The 16,244-nt window shown below is 73.0% G+C and carries 13 protein-coding genes; 12 read left to right on the top strand and 1 reads right to left on the bottom strand.

Annotated features, from left to right (window positions below):
• From LUM46_RS18610 to LUM46_RS18565, 10 genes are all read left to right on the top strand, one after another.
• Window positions 1-1,046 (top strand): HNH endonuclease (locus tag LUM46_RS18610; protein WP_274995862.1); only part of this gene is annotated, 1,046 nt, incomplete at its 5' end.
• Between the two features lie 247 nt (window positions 1,047-1,293).
• Window positions 1,294-1,527, top strand: a complete 234-nt coding sequence (locus tag LUM46_RS18605; RefSeq protein ID WP_274995861.1) for a hypothetical protein — start codon at window positions 1,294-1,296, stop codon at window positions 1,525-1,527.
• A 108-nt stretch (window positions 1,528-1,635) separates the two neighbouring features.
• Entirely contained in the window at window positions 1,636-3,516 is a 1,881-nt protein-coding gene (locus tag LUM46_RS18600) for a propionyl-CoA synthetase (RefSeq protein ID WP_274995860.1), read from the top strand.
• A gap of 90 nt (window positions 3,517-3,606) precedes the next feature.
• Window positions 3,607-5,166 (top strand): alpha/beta hydrolase, encoded by a 1,560-nt coding sequence (locus LUM46_RS18595; protein ID WP_274995859.1) that lies wholly within the window; start codon window positions 3,607-3,609, stop codon window positions 5,164-5,166.
• 28 nt (window positions 5,167-5,194) lie between these two features.
• Window positions 5,195-6,958 carry a beta-N-acetylhexosaminidase gene (locus tag LUM46_RS18590; protein ID WP_274995857.1) on the top strand — a complete coding sequence of 588 codons (1,764 nt, stop codon included), beginning with the start codon at window positions 5,195-5,197 and terminating at the stop codon, window positions 6,956-6,958.
• Window positions 6,955-8,535: an N-acyl-D-amino-acid deacylase family protein gene (locus LUM46_RS18585; protein ID WP_274995855.1), complete on the top strand. Its 1,581-nt coding sequence runs from the start codon at window positions 6,955-6,957 to the stop codon at window positions 8,533-8,535. The genes LUM46_RS18590 and LUM46_RS18585 overlap by 4 nt, the downstream gene beginning before the upstream one ends.
• A 46-nt stretch (window positions 8,536-8,581) precedes the next feature.
• Window positions 8,582-9,811, top strand: a complete 1,230-nt coding sequence (locus LUM46_RS18580) for a type III PLP-dependent enzyme domain-containing protein (RefSeq protein ID WP_274995851.1) — start codon at window positions 8,582-8,584, stop codon at window positions 9,809-9,811.
• 41 nt (window positions 9,812-9,852) lie between these two features.
• Window positions 9,853-10,257, top strand: coding sequence for a RidA family protein (locus tag LUM46_RS18575; RefSeq protein WP_274995849.1), 405 nt, complete (start codon window positions 9,853-9,855; stop codon window positions 10,255-10,257).
• 66 nt (window positions 10,258-10,323) lie between these two features.
• On the top strand, window positions 10,324-11,565 hold the full coding sequence (locus LUM46_RS18570; protein ID WP_274995848.1) for an MFS transporter: 1,242 nt from the start codon (window positions 10,324-10,326) through the stop codon (window positions 11,563-11,565).
• Complete coding sequence (locus LUM46_RS18565; RefSeq protein ID WP_274995847.1) at window positions 11,558-12,322, top strand: MerR family transcriptional regulator; 765 nt, start codon at window positions 11,558-11,560, stop codon at window positions 12,320-12,322. Before LUM46_RS18570 ends, LUM46_RS18565 begins: the two co-directional genes overlap by 8 nt.
• Here LUM46_RS18565 and LUM46_RS18560 read toward each other — a convergent pair whose 3' ends face one another.
• A complete protein-coding gene (locus LUM46_RS18560) occupies window positions 12,323-13,294 on the bottom strand; it encodes a DUF4349 domain-containing protein (protein WP_274995846.1) in 972 nt (323 codons plus the stop codon).
• A gap of 308 nt (window positions 13,295-13,602) precedes the next feature.
• Between LUM46_RS18560 and LUM46_RS18555 the strand changes: the two genes are divergently transcribed.
• Window positions 13,603-14,754, top strand: coding sequence for an ROK family transcriptional regulator (locus LUM46_RS18555; RefSeq protein WP_274995844.1), 1,152 nt, complete (start codon window positions 13,603-13,605; stop codon window positions 14,752-14,754).
• Between the two features lie 105 nt (window positions 14,755-14,859).
• On the top strand, window positions 14,860-16,152 hold the full coding sequence (locus LUM46_RS18550; RefSeq protein WP_274995842.1) for an extracellular solute-binding protein: 1,293 nt from the start codon (window positions 14,860-14,862) through the stop codon (window positions 16,150-16,152).
• The last annotated feature ends 92 nt before the right edge of the window (window positions 16,153-16,244 follow it).

Raw genomic sequence — 16,244 nt, 5'->3', positions numbered from 1 at the left:
CGTACGCGCAGCTGAAGAAGCACGCGGAGGCAGCCAGAGCAGCGGGTGACGAGCGTGGTGCGGGGCAGATCATGGCTGACACCCTGATCGAGCGCGTCACCGGCCGTGAGCCGGGTCATGCTGACGAGGTGCCGGTCGCGATCAATCTGCTGGTCTCTGACCGGACGCTGCTGACCGGTGGTGACCAGCCCGGTGTGGTCGTGGAGGGCATGTCCGGGGGCGCGGGTGTCGTCCCGGGGCCGGTGGCCCGGAACCTGGCCGCGCAGGGGATCGACGCCGGTGCGGCGTGGCTGCGAGCGATCTACGTCGACCCGAACGGTCGGCTATTGGCCACGACGTCGAAGGCACGGTTCCACCCACCGGGGCTAGCGGATCTGTTGCGGGCGCGGGAGCAGGGCATTTGTGCCACGTCGTGGTGCGACGCACCGGTGCGGCACATCGACCATGTGACCCCGCACGCCGAGGGTGGTGCGACCAGCCTGGACAACGGGCAGGGCCTGTGCGTGCGGTGTAATCATGCGAAGCAGGCACCGGGCTGGCGGCAGAAGGCCACCGAGATCAATGGCCGGCACGGCGTGGAGACCACCACGCCCACCGGGCACACGTCCGTCTTCGTCGCGCCCGAGCCGCCACGACCGGTCCGCGACCCTGCACCAGGGCAACGGCCCATCTCCGTCACGCCCGCACCACCAGAGCTGGTCCGCGACGCCGCACCGGGGCACACGTCCGTCTCCGGCACGCCCGCATCATCAGAGCCGGCCATGGCCGCGGGGCGCGAGCACACGCCCGCACTGCGGCCAGCTGATCCCGGACCGGTCGAGGCTCAGGACCGAGCCGGGCAATCGATACCGGCGTGGACCCCGGCCGTCGGTATGGGCAACCCGAGCGGACGCATCCCACGCAGCCGCTACTCGATCGGCTGCCACACCCGCCCCGACCGAGGAGCGATCGCCTACCGCCCACCCGGGCGCCGCGGGCAGGACCGGCCCAGGCACCGACGTCAGCGGCGGTCTCGGCCCGATCTCGCCTGGGCGCATGTGCCCTGAGCCGGCGGCAGGCCCCTGAGGTCTGCGGCTACCCGCGAGACACTGGAGCGGTGCAGCACGCCGACGATCAGGTTCTGTCCGGAGGGTTCGTCCCGGCCGTGACGCGGCGGGGCGCCGAGGTGCACCGCTCGATGCCGGAGCGGCACGAGTACGTGCATGAGCTGCTGCGGTTCCTCTCGGAGCGGGGCTGGAGCGGGGCTGGAGCGGCGCGCCCCGACTCCTGCGGGTCGAGCCGCCCGCGACGGAGGTGCTCGGCTATCTCGACGGTCTCAGCGGCGCCGACGACGGCGTCCGGCGGGCAGCGGCCGAGCCGTCCTGCCTGGCCGCGCTCGCCCGGCTGGTGCGCGAGCTGCACGACCTGACTGCCGGCACCTCGCTCGCCGGGGGCTCGGAGGCCGTGTGCCATCACGACATCGACCCGCGCAACACGGTGTTCCGGCACGGGGCGAGCGGCATCGAGCCGGTCGCGTTCATCGACTGAAGCGTGGCCCTGTGCCCCGGCCCGGTCGCTCGACGTCGCCCCGCGCCCGAGGCACACTGACAACGGCGCGGACACCGAGGTCCGTGAGCCGGAGCGGAAGGGCATCACATGGCTGACTACGCGGACGTCTACCGGCGCAGCCTCAGGGATCCCGAGGGGTTCTGGGGCGAGCAGGCCGCTCTGGTCTCCTGGTTCCGCAAGCCCACCCGCGTGCTCGACGCCGACAGTCCGCCGTTCTATCGCTGGTTCCCCGACGGCAGGCTGAACACCTGCTACAACGCACTCGACCGGCACGTGATCGCCGGCCGCGGCGACCAGGCGGCGCTGATCTACGACAGCCCTGTCACCGGCAGCTCCCGGACGATCACCTACGCGACGCTGCTGCAGGACGTCGCGGCGTTCGCCGGCGCCCTGCGCGACCTCGGCGTCGGGCAGGGCGACCGCGTGGTGATCTACATGCCGATGGTGCCGGAGGCCGTCGTCGCGATGCTGGCCTGCGCCCGGCTGGGCGCCGTGCACTCCGTGGTGTTCGGCGGGTTCGCCGCGAACGAGCTGGCCCTGCGGATCGACGACGCGCAGCCGAAAGTGGTGGTCTCGGCGTCGTGCGGCATCGAGCCGACCCGGGTGGTGGAGTACAAGCCGCTGCTCGACAGGGCCCTGGAGCTGGCGGACCACGAGCCGGCGTCGTGCGTGGTGCTCCAGCGGCCGCAGGCCGCCGCGACGCTCGTCGAGGGGCGGGACCTGGACTGGGCCACCGCCATGCACGCCGGGCGCACCAATCCCGCGCCCTGCGCGGAGGTCGCAGCGACGGACCCGCTCTACATCCTGTACACGTCAGGCACCACGGGGAGGCCCAAGGGGATCCTGCGCGACAACGGCGGTCATGCCGTCGCCCTGGCCTGGTCCATGCGCAACGTCTACGACATCGGGGCGGGTCAGGTCTGGTGGACGGCGTCCGACGTCGGCTGGGTGGTGGGCCACTCGTACATCGTCTACGGGCCGCTGATCGCGGGCGCGACCTCCGTGCTCTACGAGGGCAAGCCGGTGGGCACGCCGGACGCCGGGGCCTTCTGGCGGGTGGTCGCCGAGCACGGCGTCGAGGCGCTCTTCACCGCGCCGACCGCGATCCGGGCGATCAAGAAGGAGGACCCGGAGGGGATTCTCCTGGCCGGGCACGACACGTCGTCCCTACGGCACCTGTTCCTCGCGGGGGAGCGGCTCGACCCCGGCACGTACGAGTGGGCGGGACGCGTGCTGGGCGTGCCGGTGATCGACCACTGGTGGCAGACCGAGACCGGCTGGGCAGTCGTCGCCAACCTGCGCGGGCTCGACCCGATACCGACCCGGCCCGGGTCGCCGTCGGTCCCGGTGCCGGGGTTCGACGTGCAGGTGCTCCTCCCGGACGGCACGGTCGCCGGCCCCGGGATGGAAGGCAGCCTCGCGATCCGGCTGCCGCTGCCGCCCGGGACCCTGCAGACGCTGTGGCGCGACGACGCGCGGTACGTGGCGTCGTACCTCACGGCGTACGACGGCTACTACCTCTCCGGCGACGGCGGCTACATCGACGACGACGGGTACGTGTACGTCATGGGGCGCACCGACGACGTCATCAACGTGGCGGGACACCGCCTGTCCACCGGGGCCATCGAGGGTGTGCTCGCGGGGCACCCCGCCGTGGCGGAGTGCGCGGTCATCGGCGCCGCCGATGCCCTCAAGGGCCAGGTCCCGCGGGGCTTCGTGGTGCTGAAGGCGGGCGCGGACCCGCAGGGCGTGGCGGCGGAGCTCGTCGCGGCGGTCCGCGAGGAGATCGGTCCGGTCGCGGCGTTCAAGGACGTGCAGGTGGTCGCCGGGCTGCCGAAGACCCGCTCGGGCAAGATCCTGCGGCGCACCATGCGCCAGCTGGCCGACGGCGAGCACCCGCAGGTGCCGTCGACCATCGAGGACCCGGCGGTGCTGACGGCGCTGGAGCCGGTGCTGCGGCGGGACTGACATCTGTCATGCCTCGGCCGGGCATTCCTCCGGGCACGGTCGTGATCGGTGACACTTACCGACGCGGACGCGCCGTCGGAGGGTGGGGACATGAAGCGAATCCACCTCAGGTCCCCCCATCCGCTCACGAGCCGTGCCCGGGGCGTGGCCCTGCTGGCCGTGCTGGGCCTGGCGGGCGCGCTCGCGGTGCCGGCCGCTGCCGACGTCCGGCCGGACGGCGCCGAGCCCGGCGCCCGGCCCGCCGGCGGGCCCGCCGCGCAGGTCGACTGGGGCCCGTGCCCCGAGGATGTCGCGACCGAGGCCGCGCCCTACGTCCTGACCTGCGCCACGATCCCCGTGCCCCTGGACTACTCCGACCCGGACGGCGAGCAGATCGAGCTCCAGGTGTCCCGCATGGCCAGCGCGGACCCGGCCGCGCGGCGCGGCGTGCTGCTGCTCAACCCGGGCGGGCCCGGCGGGTCCGGGCTCGCGCAGGCGGCGCTCCTGGCCTCCCAGGGCCTGCCCGACAGCGTGCTGGACGCCTACGACCTGATCGGCATGGACACCCGCGGGGTCGGCCACTCGACCCGGGTGGACTGCGGGTTCACCGCCGGTGGTGACTACTTCGGCAACGTCCCGCCGTACGCGGTCGACGACGCGGCGGTCGTCCAGCGGGCGAAGGTCGTCGAGGTAGCGGCCGAGCAGTGTGCCGCCAACGACGAGAACGGGCTGCTCCGGCACGTGTCGACGGCCAACATGGCCCGTGACCTCGACAGCGTCCGGGCAGCACTGGGCGAGGAGAAGGCCAGCTTCCTGGGGTACTCCTACGGTTCGGCGCTCGGTGCCGCGTACGCGTCGATGTTCCCCGGGAGCGTCGACCGGGTGGTGCTCGACAGCATCGTGGGCGACACGCACCTCGACCAGGAGGGCCTGCGCAGGTTCGCCCTGGGGATGGAGCAGACGTTCCCCGACTTCGCGCGGTGGGCGGCCAAGCGGCACGCCGCCTACGGACTGGGTCGGACGCCGGCGCAGGTGCGGGCCACCTACCTCGAGACCGCCGAGCAGCTGGACCGCGACCCCGTCCAGGGTGTGGATGGCGCCCTGTTCCGCCAGGTCGTCTTCGGCGGGCTCTACAGCGAGCGGACCTACGGGCGGACGGCGCAGACCTGGCAGTCCCTACGGGACGGCGACGCCGCGGCCGCCCGGAGCCTGCTCGACACGAACCTCTTCGACGAGGTCTCGCCGCTCTCCAACGCCCTGTCGGTGTTCCTCGCCACCACCTGCAACGACGTCGAGTGGCCCGAGGACGTCAACACCTACCGCAAGGCCGTGGCCGAGGACCGCAAGAGGTTCCCGCTGTTCGGCGCGGCGTCGGCCAACATCCTGCCCTGCGCCTACTGGACCGAGCCGATCGAGCCGCCGGTGCGGATCGCCGACGAGGGTGCGCGCAACGTGCTGATCCTGCAGAACCGCCGGGACCCGGTCACCCCGCTGGCCGGTGGCGAGCGGCTGCACGAGAAGTTCGGCGACCGGTCCCGGCTGGTGACCGTCGACGGCAGCGGCCACGGCGTCTACGTGCTCGGCGGCAACGCGTGCGCGCTGAACGTCGGGACGACCTACCTGGTCGAGGGTGACCTGCCGCGGCGCGACGTGTCCTGCCGAGCCGGCTGACGCGCTCTCGCCGCGCTAGGGTGACGCCGTGCAACGCCCCGGAGACCTTGGCCTGGTCCCTGAGCCTGCGTCGACGCAGGTGCCGGGCGGCTCGGTGCTGCTCGAGGACGGTGCCCGGGTGGGGTCCGACCCCGCCCTCCGCCCGGCCGCGCGCTGGTGGCGGCGCGTCACGGAGGAGGCCTTCGGCCTCGACCTCGTTCCCTCGGCGCCGGGCCGTGACCCGGGAGACCGCGTCAGCTTCGCCGTCGCGCCGGACCTGCCGGCCGGCGGGTACCGCATCGAGGTGCGGCCTGCGGAGCGCCGTCCGGAGCCCGGTGGCTCGGTCCAGGTCCAGGCCGCGGACCTCGCCGGCGCACACGCCGCCGCCCAGACGCTGCGTCAGCTCGCCGGCCCGGACGCGTACCGCCGCAGCGGCACCCGCCCGCTGGTGCTGCCGGCCGTGCGCATCGAGGACCGTCCCCGCTTCGAGTGGCGCGGCGTGCTGCTCGACGTCGCCCGGCACTTCCTGCCCAAGCACGACGTGCTGCGGTTCATCGACCTCGCCGCCGCCCACCGGCTCAACGTGCTGCAGCTGCACCTCACCGACGACCAGGGCTGGCGCGTCCAGGTCCACCGCTACCCCGAGCTGACCCGGACCGGGGCATGGCGCCGGGAGTCCACCGTCGGCACCTGGCGCACCGGCTCACGGGACGGCCGCCCGCACGGCGGCTTCTACACGCAGGACGACCTCCGCGAGATCGTCGCCTACGCCCGCGACCGGGGCGTCACCGTGGTCCCCGAGATCGACGTCCCCGGCCACGTCGAGGCCGCCGTCGCCGCCTACCCGGAGCTCGGTACCCGCAAGGACCGCAGCGCGGTGCGTACCACGTGGGGCATCAGCCAGGACGTGCTGGACCCGTCGGAGGGCTCGCTCGCGTTCTTCCGGCACGTGCTCGACGAGGTGCTCGACGTCTTCGACACGCCCTGGATCGGCCTGGGGGGCGACGAGGTCCCGCCCACCCTCTGGCGCGAGTCGCCCTCCATCGTCGAGCGCGCCCGGTCGCTCGGCCTGGTCGACGTCGCACAGCTGCACGGCTGGTTCGTCGCCCGGCTCGCGGAGCACGTGTCCGACGCCGGCCGCCGCGCCGTCGTCTGGGACGAGGCGGTGTCGCCGTTGCTGCCGCGCGACGTGATCGTGACGTCCTGGCGCGGCTACGCCCAGGGTGCGGCCGCGCTCGAGGCCGGGTATGACGTCGTCATGGCACCTGAGCAGGCCGTCTACCTCGACCACCGGGCGGGGGAGCACCCGGCGGAGCCCGTCCCCGTCGGATTCCTGCGGACCGTGGAGGACGTGTACGCGTTCGAGCCCTTGCCCGCCGCGCTGGTCGGGCCGGTCGAGAACCGGTCCTCACGCGGCCGGCTGCTGGGCACGCAGGCCCAGGTCTGGACCGAGCACCTCGACAGCGCCCGGCGCGTCGACTACGCGACCTTCCCCCGGCTCGCGGCGTTCGCCGAGGTCGCCTGGTCGCCGCAGGCCGACCGTGCGCCGGGCTCCGCCGCGTCGCAGGAGTTCCTGGGCCGCCTCGAACGGCGGCACCTGCCGCGCCTCGACGCGTACGGCGTCGAGTACCGGCCGCTCACCGGCCCGCACCCGTGGCAGACCCGGCCCGGGGTCGAGGGCTACCCGCGCGACCTGGCGGCGGAGACCGCCGTCGGCGGCTGGGCAGGGGTCGGCGGCTGGCGCGAGGACGGCGGGGTGGAGAACCTGCCCACCGAAGAACCATCACCCGCGGCCCCAGGGAGCGACGAGTGACCGGCACGATCCTGATCCGCGGCGCCCGCGTGCCGCAGCCCGAGGGGTCCTTGTCCGAGCCCCTGGACCTCCACGTCGTGCGCGGCCGGATCGAGGCGATCACCCGCGCGGGCACCCGCGACGCCGATCCGGACGCGAGGGTCCTCGACGCGGACGGCCGGGTGGCGATGCCCGGGTTCGTGGACGCGCACACGCACGCGGAGGCCGCCGTCTTCGAGCCGGAGGTCCAGCTCGCGATGCTCCGCCAGGGCATCACGACCGTCGTGACGGGGCAGGACGGCGTGTCGTTCGCCCCGACCGACAGCGCGACCTACGAGTGGGCGAGCACGTACTTCGCCGCCATCGACGGGGCGCACCCCACGTTCTCCGGCGGCTCCGTCAGCGACCTCCTGGGCACCTACCACCGCACCGTCCCGGTGAACGTCGCGTACCTCGCCCCCCACGGGACCTTGCGCTACCGGGTGCTCGGGGCCGCGCAGCGGCCGGCGTCCGACGAGGAGCTGGCGGCGATGGTGGGCCTCCTGGAGCAGGCCCTGGACGACGGCGGCTGCGGCCTCTCGACCGGCCTCGAGTACGTGCCGGCCGCCTACGCCGACGAGCGGGAGCTCGTCGCGCTCGCGAGGGTGGTCGCCGCCCGCGGGCTGCCGCACGTGAGCCACATGCGCGGGTACGAGGACAAGGGCGTCGAGGCGCTCGACGAGCTCATGCGGATCGCCCGCGCGTCCGACGTCGCGACGCACGTGTCCCACCTGCACGGGCCTGCGGGCGAGCTTCTGGAGCACGTCGGGGGAGCGCGGGCCGGGGGCCGCGACGTCACCTACGACTCCTATCCCTACCTGCGCGGATGCTCCATCCTGTCGATGGTCACGCTGCCGACGTGGCTGCCCCTCGCTGACGCCGGAGCGACGATCGACGCCCTGCGCCACCCGGCGACGGCCGCGCGGCTCGCCGAGCACTTCGCGGACCTCGCCGACCTCTGGCCGCGCATCACCTTCGCCTCCGTCCCGGGCATGGAGTGGGCGGAGGGCATGACCCTGCCCGACGTCGCCGCGCGGCTCGGGCGGCCGGCCTCCGACACGGTGGTCGAGATCCTGACGACCACCGCGCTGCGCGCGAGCTGCGTCTTCGCGCAGCCGCCGACCAACTCGCCCGAGTCCGTGCGTGCGCTGGCCGGGCACGAGGGGCATCTCGCCGGGTCGGACGCGATCTACTGGGGCGGCCGGCCGCACCCGCGCGGCTGGGGCGCGTTCGCCAGGCTGCTCGACGAGCACGTGCGGCGCGGCTCGTGGAGCTGGTGGGACGCCGCGGAGCACCTGTCGGGCCGGGCCGCGCGGCGCTTCGCGCTGGCAGGCCGCGGCGAGACCGTGCCGGGCGCCGTCGCCGACATCGCGCTCGTCGACCCCGGCCGCGTCCGCGACGAGGCGACGTACGAGTCGCCGCGTACCCCGGCGGCGGGCATCGAGGACGTCCTCGTCGGCGGCGTGCCGGTGCTCGCGGGCGGTCGGCTCACGGGCGAGACGCCGGGGCGCGGCCTGCGTCCGTCGACCGCCGGATCCGGCCCTCGGCCGGCGAGCTGACGCCGGACGCGTGCACGCGGCACCCGCGACACGGCAGGATGTGGGTGTGCTGCGCATCGATGACCCCACGCTGACCTGGCCCCTGCTGACGCTCGACGAGGCGGCACTGGACCACAACATCGCGACCGTGGCGGGGGCGTTCGCCGATGCGGGCGTCGAGCACGCGCCGCACGTGAAGACGCACATGTCCCGCGAGATCTGGGAGCGCCAGGTCGCGGCAGGGGCCTGGGGAGCCACCGTGGCGACGCCCGCACAGCTGCGGACGGCGCTCGGCTGGGGCGTCCCGGGCGCCGGACGTCGCGCCTTCCTCGCGAACGAGCTCGTCGACCCTCGCGACATCGCGTGGCTGCGGGCGGTGCTCAGCGACGGCGCCGGGGACCGGGCCGCCGACCGGACCGCCGACGAGGTCTGGGTGTACGTCGACTCCGCCCGGGGTGTCAACCTGCTTGCCGCCGGGTTCGCGGGCGCCGCTCCCGAGGTGACCGCCCGGCTGGGCGTGCTGGTGGAGCTCGGTGTCCCGGGCGGTCGTACGGGCGTCCGCACGGTGTCCGACGCCGTGGTGCTCGCGGTCGGGGTGCACGACGCCGGGCTGCGGCTGGTCGGCGTCGCCGGCTACGAGGGGCCGGTCGCGGGCGGCACCAGTACGGAGGAGCTCGATGCCGTCGGTCGATGGTGCGACGACCTGCGTGCGGTGGGTGCCCAGATCGGCGGCCTCGTCGGTGGGGCCACGGTGCTGAGCGCGGGCGGCAGTGCGTTCGCCGACGTCGTCACGCGGCACCTCACCGTGCCGGTCCAGGATGCCGCGGGCGCCGACGTGCCGACCCGGGTGGTGCTGCGTTCGGGCGCCTACGTGACCCACGACCACGGCCACTACCTGCGGGCCGATCCGTGGACGCGCCTGGGCGCCGAGCCGCTGCGGCCTGCGATCACGGTCTGGGCCTCCGTGCTGTCCGCGCCGGAGCCCGGTCTGGCGATCTGCGGCATGGGCCGCCGGGACGTCTCGTTCGACATCGACCTGCCGACGCCGCTCGTCGTGCGCGCCGCCGACGCCGCCGGCCGGCTGGGCGCGCCCCGTGAGCTGACCGGCGTGCGCGTGACCGCGCTCAACGACCAGCACGCGTACCTCGCGATCGAGCCGGGGGACGACGGGCTGCTCGCGCCCGGCGACGTGGTCGGGTTCGGCATCTCGCACCCCTGCACCACGCTCGACAAGTACCGCACCGGCCTCATGACCCGCGGCGACGAGGTCACCGAGCAGATCGCTCTCGACTTCTGACCAGCAGCTGACCGACCGCACGACCCGAGCAAGGAGCACCGATGACCGACAAGACCGCCCTCTCCACCCCCGACGCCCCCGCGCCCGCGCACACGTTCCACCAGGGCGTGCGCAAGGGTCCGTTCGTGCAGGTCTCGGGGCAGGGCCCGATGGACCCGGCGACGGGGGAGTACGTGCACCCCGGCAACGTCGCCGCGCAGACCACGCGCACCCTGGAGAACGTGCGGGCGATCGTCGAGGCCGGCGGCGCCACGTTCGACGACGTCGTGATGCTGCGGGTCTACCTCACGACGCGCGACGACTTCGCGGCCATGAACGACGCCTACGGCGAGTTCGTCACGAAGCACTGCCCGGGCGGTGTGCTGCCGAGCCGCACCACGGTGATGGTGGGCCTGCCGCGCGAGGAGATGCTGGTGGAGATCGACGCGCTGGCGATCACCGGCTGAGCTCGGCGGCGTCCGGCGGCGGGCACCGCTTGACCCCGCCCCTACGTGATGGTTCTGACTGGCTCCATGAGGCTGATTCCCGTCACGTACCTGTCGTCCTACCTGCTGTCCCTGCTGGGCAACTCGATCGCGGGGGTGGCGTTCCCGCTGATCGTCCTGCAGATCACCGGGAGCGCGCTGAGCGCCGGCACGGTGGCCGCGGCGACCGCCGTCCCCGCCGTGCTGGCCGGGCTGGTCATGGGCGTCGTGATCGACCGGATCAACCGCCGCACGTCGTCCGTCGTCACGGACCTGGTCTCGGCGGCCTCGGTCGCCGCGCTGCCCGTGGTCGACATGGTCTCGGGCCTGAACCTCGGGTGGTTCGTCCTGTTCGGGATCATCGGGTCGCTCGGGGACGTGCCGGGCATGACCGCTCGCGATGCCCTGCTGCCGGCGATCGTGCGGCACGGCGGGATCAGCTCGGAACGGCTCATGGGGATCAGGGAAGGGCTCGGTGCGGTGGCGCTGCTGCTCGGGCCGGCGGCGGCCGGGACCCTGATGGTGCTCTTCGACGGCTCGACGGTGCTGTGGATCACCGCCGCGACGTCGCTCGCCGCGGCTCTGCTGACCCTCCTCATCCCGTATCGGGTGGGAGCTGTGGCGATCAGCGGTGGTGAGGTGGCGCCCGGCGGCAGCTGGACGCAGCTCCGTGACGGCTGGCGGGTGCTGCTGCGCAGCCCGTTCCTGGTCGCCACGACCATGCTCACCGTGGCGACGATGTCCGTGCTGGCGTCCTTGCAGGGCCTGGTGCTGCCGGTCTACTTCACGCAGATCGACCAGCCCGGGATGCTCGGGTTCGTCCTGACGGCCATCGCGGCGGGGATGCTGGTCGGCGCGGGGTGCTATGCCGTCGCCGGTGCGCGCGGGCGTCGACGCCCGTGGTTCGTCGCGGGGGTGGTCGGGACGACCGTCGGGGTCGGCGTCATCGCCACGCTGTCCTCGGTCTGGGTGGTCTTCGCCGGCGCGTTCGTGGTGGGGCTCGCCAGCGGCCTGTTCGGCAGCCTGATGGGCGTGCTCATGATCGAACGCATCCCCGAGGGGATGCGCGGACGGATCATGGGCACGCAGAATGCGGTCATGACTGCCGCTCCACCGGTCGGGCTGATGACTGCCGCCGTGCTCACCGAGTACATCGGTGTCGAGGTCGCCGCGGCCGCCCTGGCCGGGATCGGGCTCGTCGCCGGTGCCCTGGGTCTCTTCGCCCGGCCGCTGCGGCATCTCGAGCCCGAGCCGACGGGCGACGCGGAGCTGGCGGTCAGCGGTGCGTAGCGGGGAGCTGGCCCGCCTCGCCGGTGTCACGGTGCGGGCGCTGCGGCACTACCACGAGGTCGGGGTGCTCGCGGAACCCCGGCGGGACAGCAACGACTACCGCAGCTACGGCCTGCGCGACCTGGTCCGGCTGCTGCGCATCAAACGGTTGGCGGCGGTCGGCATCCCGCTCGACCGCATGTCGGACCTGCTCGACGACACGGACCGCGGAGGCGGCGACACCGGGGACAGCGGGGCGCTCCTGGACGAGCTCGACGCCGAGCTGGCCACGCAGATCGATCAGCTGACCAGACGGCGCGCGGTGATCGCGCAGCTGCGCGATCACCGCGCCGCACCGGACGTCCCGCCCGAGCTGGCGCCGTTCTACGCCGTCTGGGCGACGTCGGGTATCTCGCCCGAGCTGATGAAGGCCGACCGGGAGCACTCGGTACTCCTGGCCCATCTGTTGGGGGCGGAGGGGATGCCTCAGCTCGCCCACTTCTACGAACGCATGAGCGACCCCGCCACGGTCCAGGTCGTCAGCGTGTTCGCCGAGCAGTTCGGCAGGCTCGGGGCGGGGAGCACCGAACAGGACATCATGTCGGTCGTCGACAGCTTCGGCACGGCGTTCGGCGGCCTGATCGCCGAGTTCGCGGACCATGACCTGCTGGACGTCGGCGCCTCGTCCCAGCTGCTCAGCGAGTACACGGCCGAGCTGCTCAACGAGCAGCAGCGGCAGGCGCTCGAGCGGATCGAGGCCCGGTTCGCGGACCGGTAGTCAGGGCTCGACGGGCTCCGGCTCGCCGATGACCGGTGCCGGTCCGGAAGGTCGGTTCCTGGCGATCTGCCGGCGAACACCGACCACCACGAGCAGCACCACACCCACCAGCGCGAGCCAGGGGATGATCGCGCCGAGTATCAGGACGACCACGTTGAACGTGTTCACCAGGGCGCTCCACCCCGCGGACAGGCCACCGAGGAAGCCGCCCGGCTGCGCCTGCGCCGCCGGGGAGCCCGCCGCGACGATCTCCACGTGCAGGGTGGACATCGCCACCTCGTCCGAGAGCCGGTTCCGCTCGGAGACCCGGGAGTCCAGCTCTGCCTGGCGCGTGGCGAGCTCCGCCTCGATCTCGATGAGGTCGGCGGTGCGGTCGGCGTCGGCCATGAGCTCGCGCAGGCGGTCGGTCGACGTACGCAGCGCCGCGATGCGGGCGTCGAGGTCCTGCGCGGTGCCGGTGACGTCCACCGTCTCGATGTGGCGGTCGCGCACCTCACCGAGCTTGTCGAGGGCGTCCAACGTCGCCGAGACACGGTCGGCAGGGATGCGGAGTGTCATCGACGCGCTGCCCGGCTCGTCCGCGGTCTCCGCGCGCTCGTCACGTGCCTCGACGCGGCCGCCCGCGCCCTCGACGAGGTCGGCGATCTGCTCCGCGGCGCCGAAGGGGTCCTCCACCGCGAGCGTCGCGTTGCCCGTGGTGACGAGCTCACGGTGGACGGCCTCCTCCGGCGCCTCGGCGAGGCCGACGGCGCCTGTCGCCCCGGTGATGGCGTCCTCGGCCGAGCCCGGCTCGGCGACCTCGGCGCGTGCGCCGTCGCCCGCGTCGGCTGCACCGGACTCGCTCGCGTCGCTTCCCGAGCAGGCGGTGAGGGAGACCGCGAGGGTCCCCCCGACGACTGCTGCCAGGAGGGCTTGGACGAGTCGGCGCGCGGGCGTGCCCGCGTCCCCCCTGGCTGACCGGTTGCGCTTCATGGGACGAGCGTAGGAGCCCGGTAGGGCGGGAACGCTCCCCACCTGGGAACTGTGATCCCTTTGTGAACTTGTGGGCTCGGTGACCCGATTTTTCTTCGGTTTTGCGCGGTTTTTGATCACGGTGCGGTCACGCCGTGCTCGGCACGGCCGGGTACGGCAGGCTCGGATTCGTCAGGCACGTGAAGTAATCCGGATACGGCGGCGGAGTGCGTCCATCAGTCAGGGTCAACGTGACCCAGGTAACAGTCTTGTTACGGGTCATACCGGGCGATGGACAGCGACTCTGTTAAGGAGGTCTACTAACAAACATGGCGACGACGACAGAGCGGAACGGCACCGGGCGAGGGCTCGGCGCACGCCTGCGCGCCACGTCCAAGGTGCTCCCCGAGCACGCCAGGGCGCACAACCGGTCCCTGGTGCTCCAGCACCTCTTCCACGAGGGGCCGACTTCCCGGGCCGACCTCGCACGAGCGACCTCGCTCACGCGCGTCACGATCTCGGACCTGGTCTCGGTGCTCATCACCGAGGGCCTCGTGGAGGAGCTCGGCACGCGACCCGGCCAGCGCGTCGGCAAGCCCGCGATCCTGGTGGGCCTCCGTACGGACGCCTACCAGATCGTGGCCGTCGACCTCACGGAGTTCGGCCGCATGCGCGGCGCCGTCCTCAGCCTCACCGGCGAGATCATGGTGCGCCGCCAGCTGGACATCGACGGGCGCACGGGCGACGAGCTCGTCGACCTGCTCACCCGCTTCGTCCGCCGGCTCGTGGCCGCGGCGAACCATCCGGTGATCGGCGTCGGCGTCGGGTCACCGGGCATCATCGACCTGGACGGACGAGTCGTCGAGGCGCCCAACCGCGGCTGGTACGACGTGCCGCTCGCCGAGATCCTGGGCGAGCGCGTGGGCCTGCCCGTGCACGTGGCGAACGACGCCAACACGGCGGCGCTCGGTGAGTTCACCTACGGCGGCGGCAGCTCCGGCATGCTCGTCGTCACGGTGGGCGCGGGCGTCGGCGCCGGCGTGGTGGTCGACGGCGTGCGCGTGCACGGCCAGGGCGGCGCCGCGGGCGAGATCGGCCACGTCACCGTCGTCGATCACGGCGAGTGCGCCTGCGGCCGGGTCGGCTGCCTCGAGACCGTCCTGTCCGTGCCGGCGCTGCGGCGCGCGGTCGCGGACAAGAACACCGAAGATTCCGACGCCGCACTGGCGTCGGCAGGCCGGGTGCTGGGCGTGACCCTTGCCCCGGTCGTCAGCGCGCTCAACCTCGACGAGGTGCTGCTGAGCGGTCCACGCGACCTGCTCGACGGCCCCCTGCGCGAGGCCGCGCTGGACACCATCCGTCAGCGCACCATGCCGGCCATCAACTCGGGCCTGCAGCTGCGGATGGCCGCACTCGACGAGGACGTGGTGCTGGCGGGTGCCGCCGTCCTCGTGCTTTCCGCCCAGCTGGGGGTCTCGTGAGCAGCAGTGCGCACGTGTGGGCGGCAGGCGTCTCATCGAGCTTCCACTCGAGTCATCACCAGGCACCACCGCGACACAACGTCGTATCCCGGGAGGAATTCACACGTGAACAGAAACCGACTTGTCGGCGCTGCGGCGTCGGCGATCACCCTGACGCTCGCGCTCAGCGCGTGCGGTAACGCGGACGGCGCGGCGACCGCCGAGGAGACCGGCCCCGGCGAGGTCCGGGTCTGGCTCGTCGGCACCGACACCCCCGACGAAGCACGCGACTACCTCAAGAAGACGTTCGAGGAGGAGAACCCCGGCAGCACCCTCGTCATCGAGGAGCAGGCCTGGGACGGCCTGGTCGACAAGTACACGACGGCGCTGTCCGGCTCGGACGCTCCCGACGTGGTCGAGATCGGCAACACCCAGGCCGCCGCGTTCACCTCGGCCGGCTACTTCCGCGAGATCACCGCCGACGAGTTCGAGTCCCTGGGCGGCAGTGACCTGATCCCGGGCTTCGTCGAGGCCGGTGACTGGGAGGGCAAGCACTACGCCCTGCCGTACTACTCGGGCTCGCGCGTCGTCTTCTACTCCCAGCAGGTCCTCGGTGACACCCCGGTGCCGACGACGCTCGACGAGTACGTCGAGACCGCCGTCGACCTGACGACGGACGACCTGTCCGGCGTCTACTGGCCCGGCCAGGACTGGTACAACGCCCTGCCCTTCGTCTGGGAGAACGGCGGCTACGTCGCCGAGCAGGCCGAGGACGGCACATGGGACGCGGGCTTCTCCTCCGAGGGCGGCCTCGCCGGCCTGGAGCAGGTCCAGACCATCATGACCAAGGGCAACAACGCCCCGTCCGACGCGCAGGAGACCGACCTGCAGGTGCCGTTCTGCGAGGGCAAGGTCGCCTTCCTCTCGGCGCCGAGCTGGATCCAGTGGTCGATCAACGCTCCCGAGGAGCCCGAGGAGCCCGAGGGCGTCCCCGGCTGCGCCTCGACGTACGGCAAGGACCTCGAAGGCCTCGCGCTGCCGGGCAAGGACGGCGGCGCCGCGCAGGTGTTCGCCGGCGGCTCGAACATCGCCATCGCGCAGAAGTCGGCCCGTCCGGACCTCGCGATGAGTGCCTACGAGATCCTGCTCAGCGACGAGTACCAGTCGATCCTCGCGGGCATCGGCCTCTTCCCGGCCAAGACCTCGCTCTTCGAGCAGGTCGACCAGAAGACGTCGATCGGCAAGGCCGCCGCTGAGGCTGCCGCCAACGCCAAGCTGACCCCCGCGTCGCCGAAGTGGGCCGACGTCGAGTCCAAGATGCTGCTGCAGAGCGCCTTCACGAAGATCGCCTCGGGCGAGGACGTGAAGACCGTCGCGGAGAAGCTCGACGCGGACATCGAGGCGATCCTCAACAGCTGACGCGAGTCAGCACAACCTCCCGTCCCGCCCGGATGCGACCCCAGACACCCGGGCGGGACGGGACACCACTGCCCGCTGGGGCGCCCTCGCCC

The sequence above is a fragment of the Promicromonospora iranensis genome (assembly GCF_028994805.1).
Lineage (GTDB): Bacteria > Actinomycetota > Actinomycetes > Actinomycetales > Cellulomonadaceae > Promicromonospora > Promicromonospora iranensis.
This window is presented reverse-complemented; position numbering and strand designations above follow the sequence as displayed.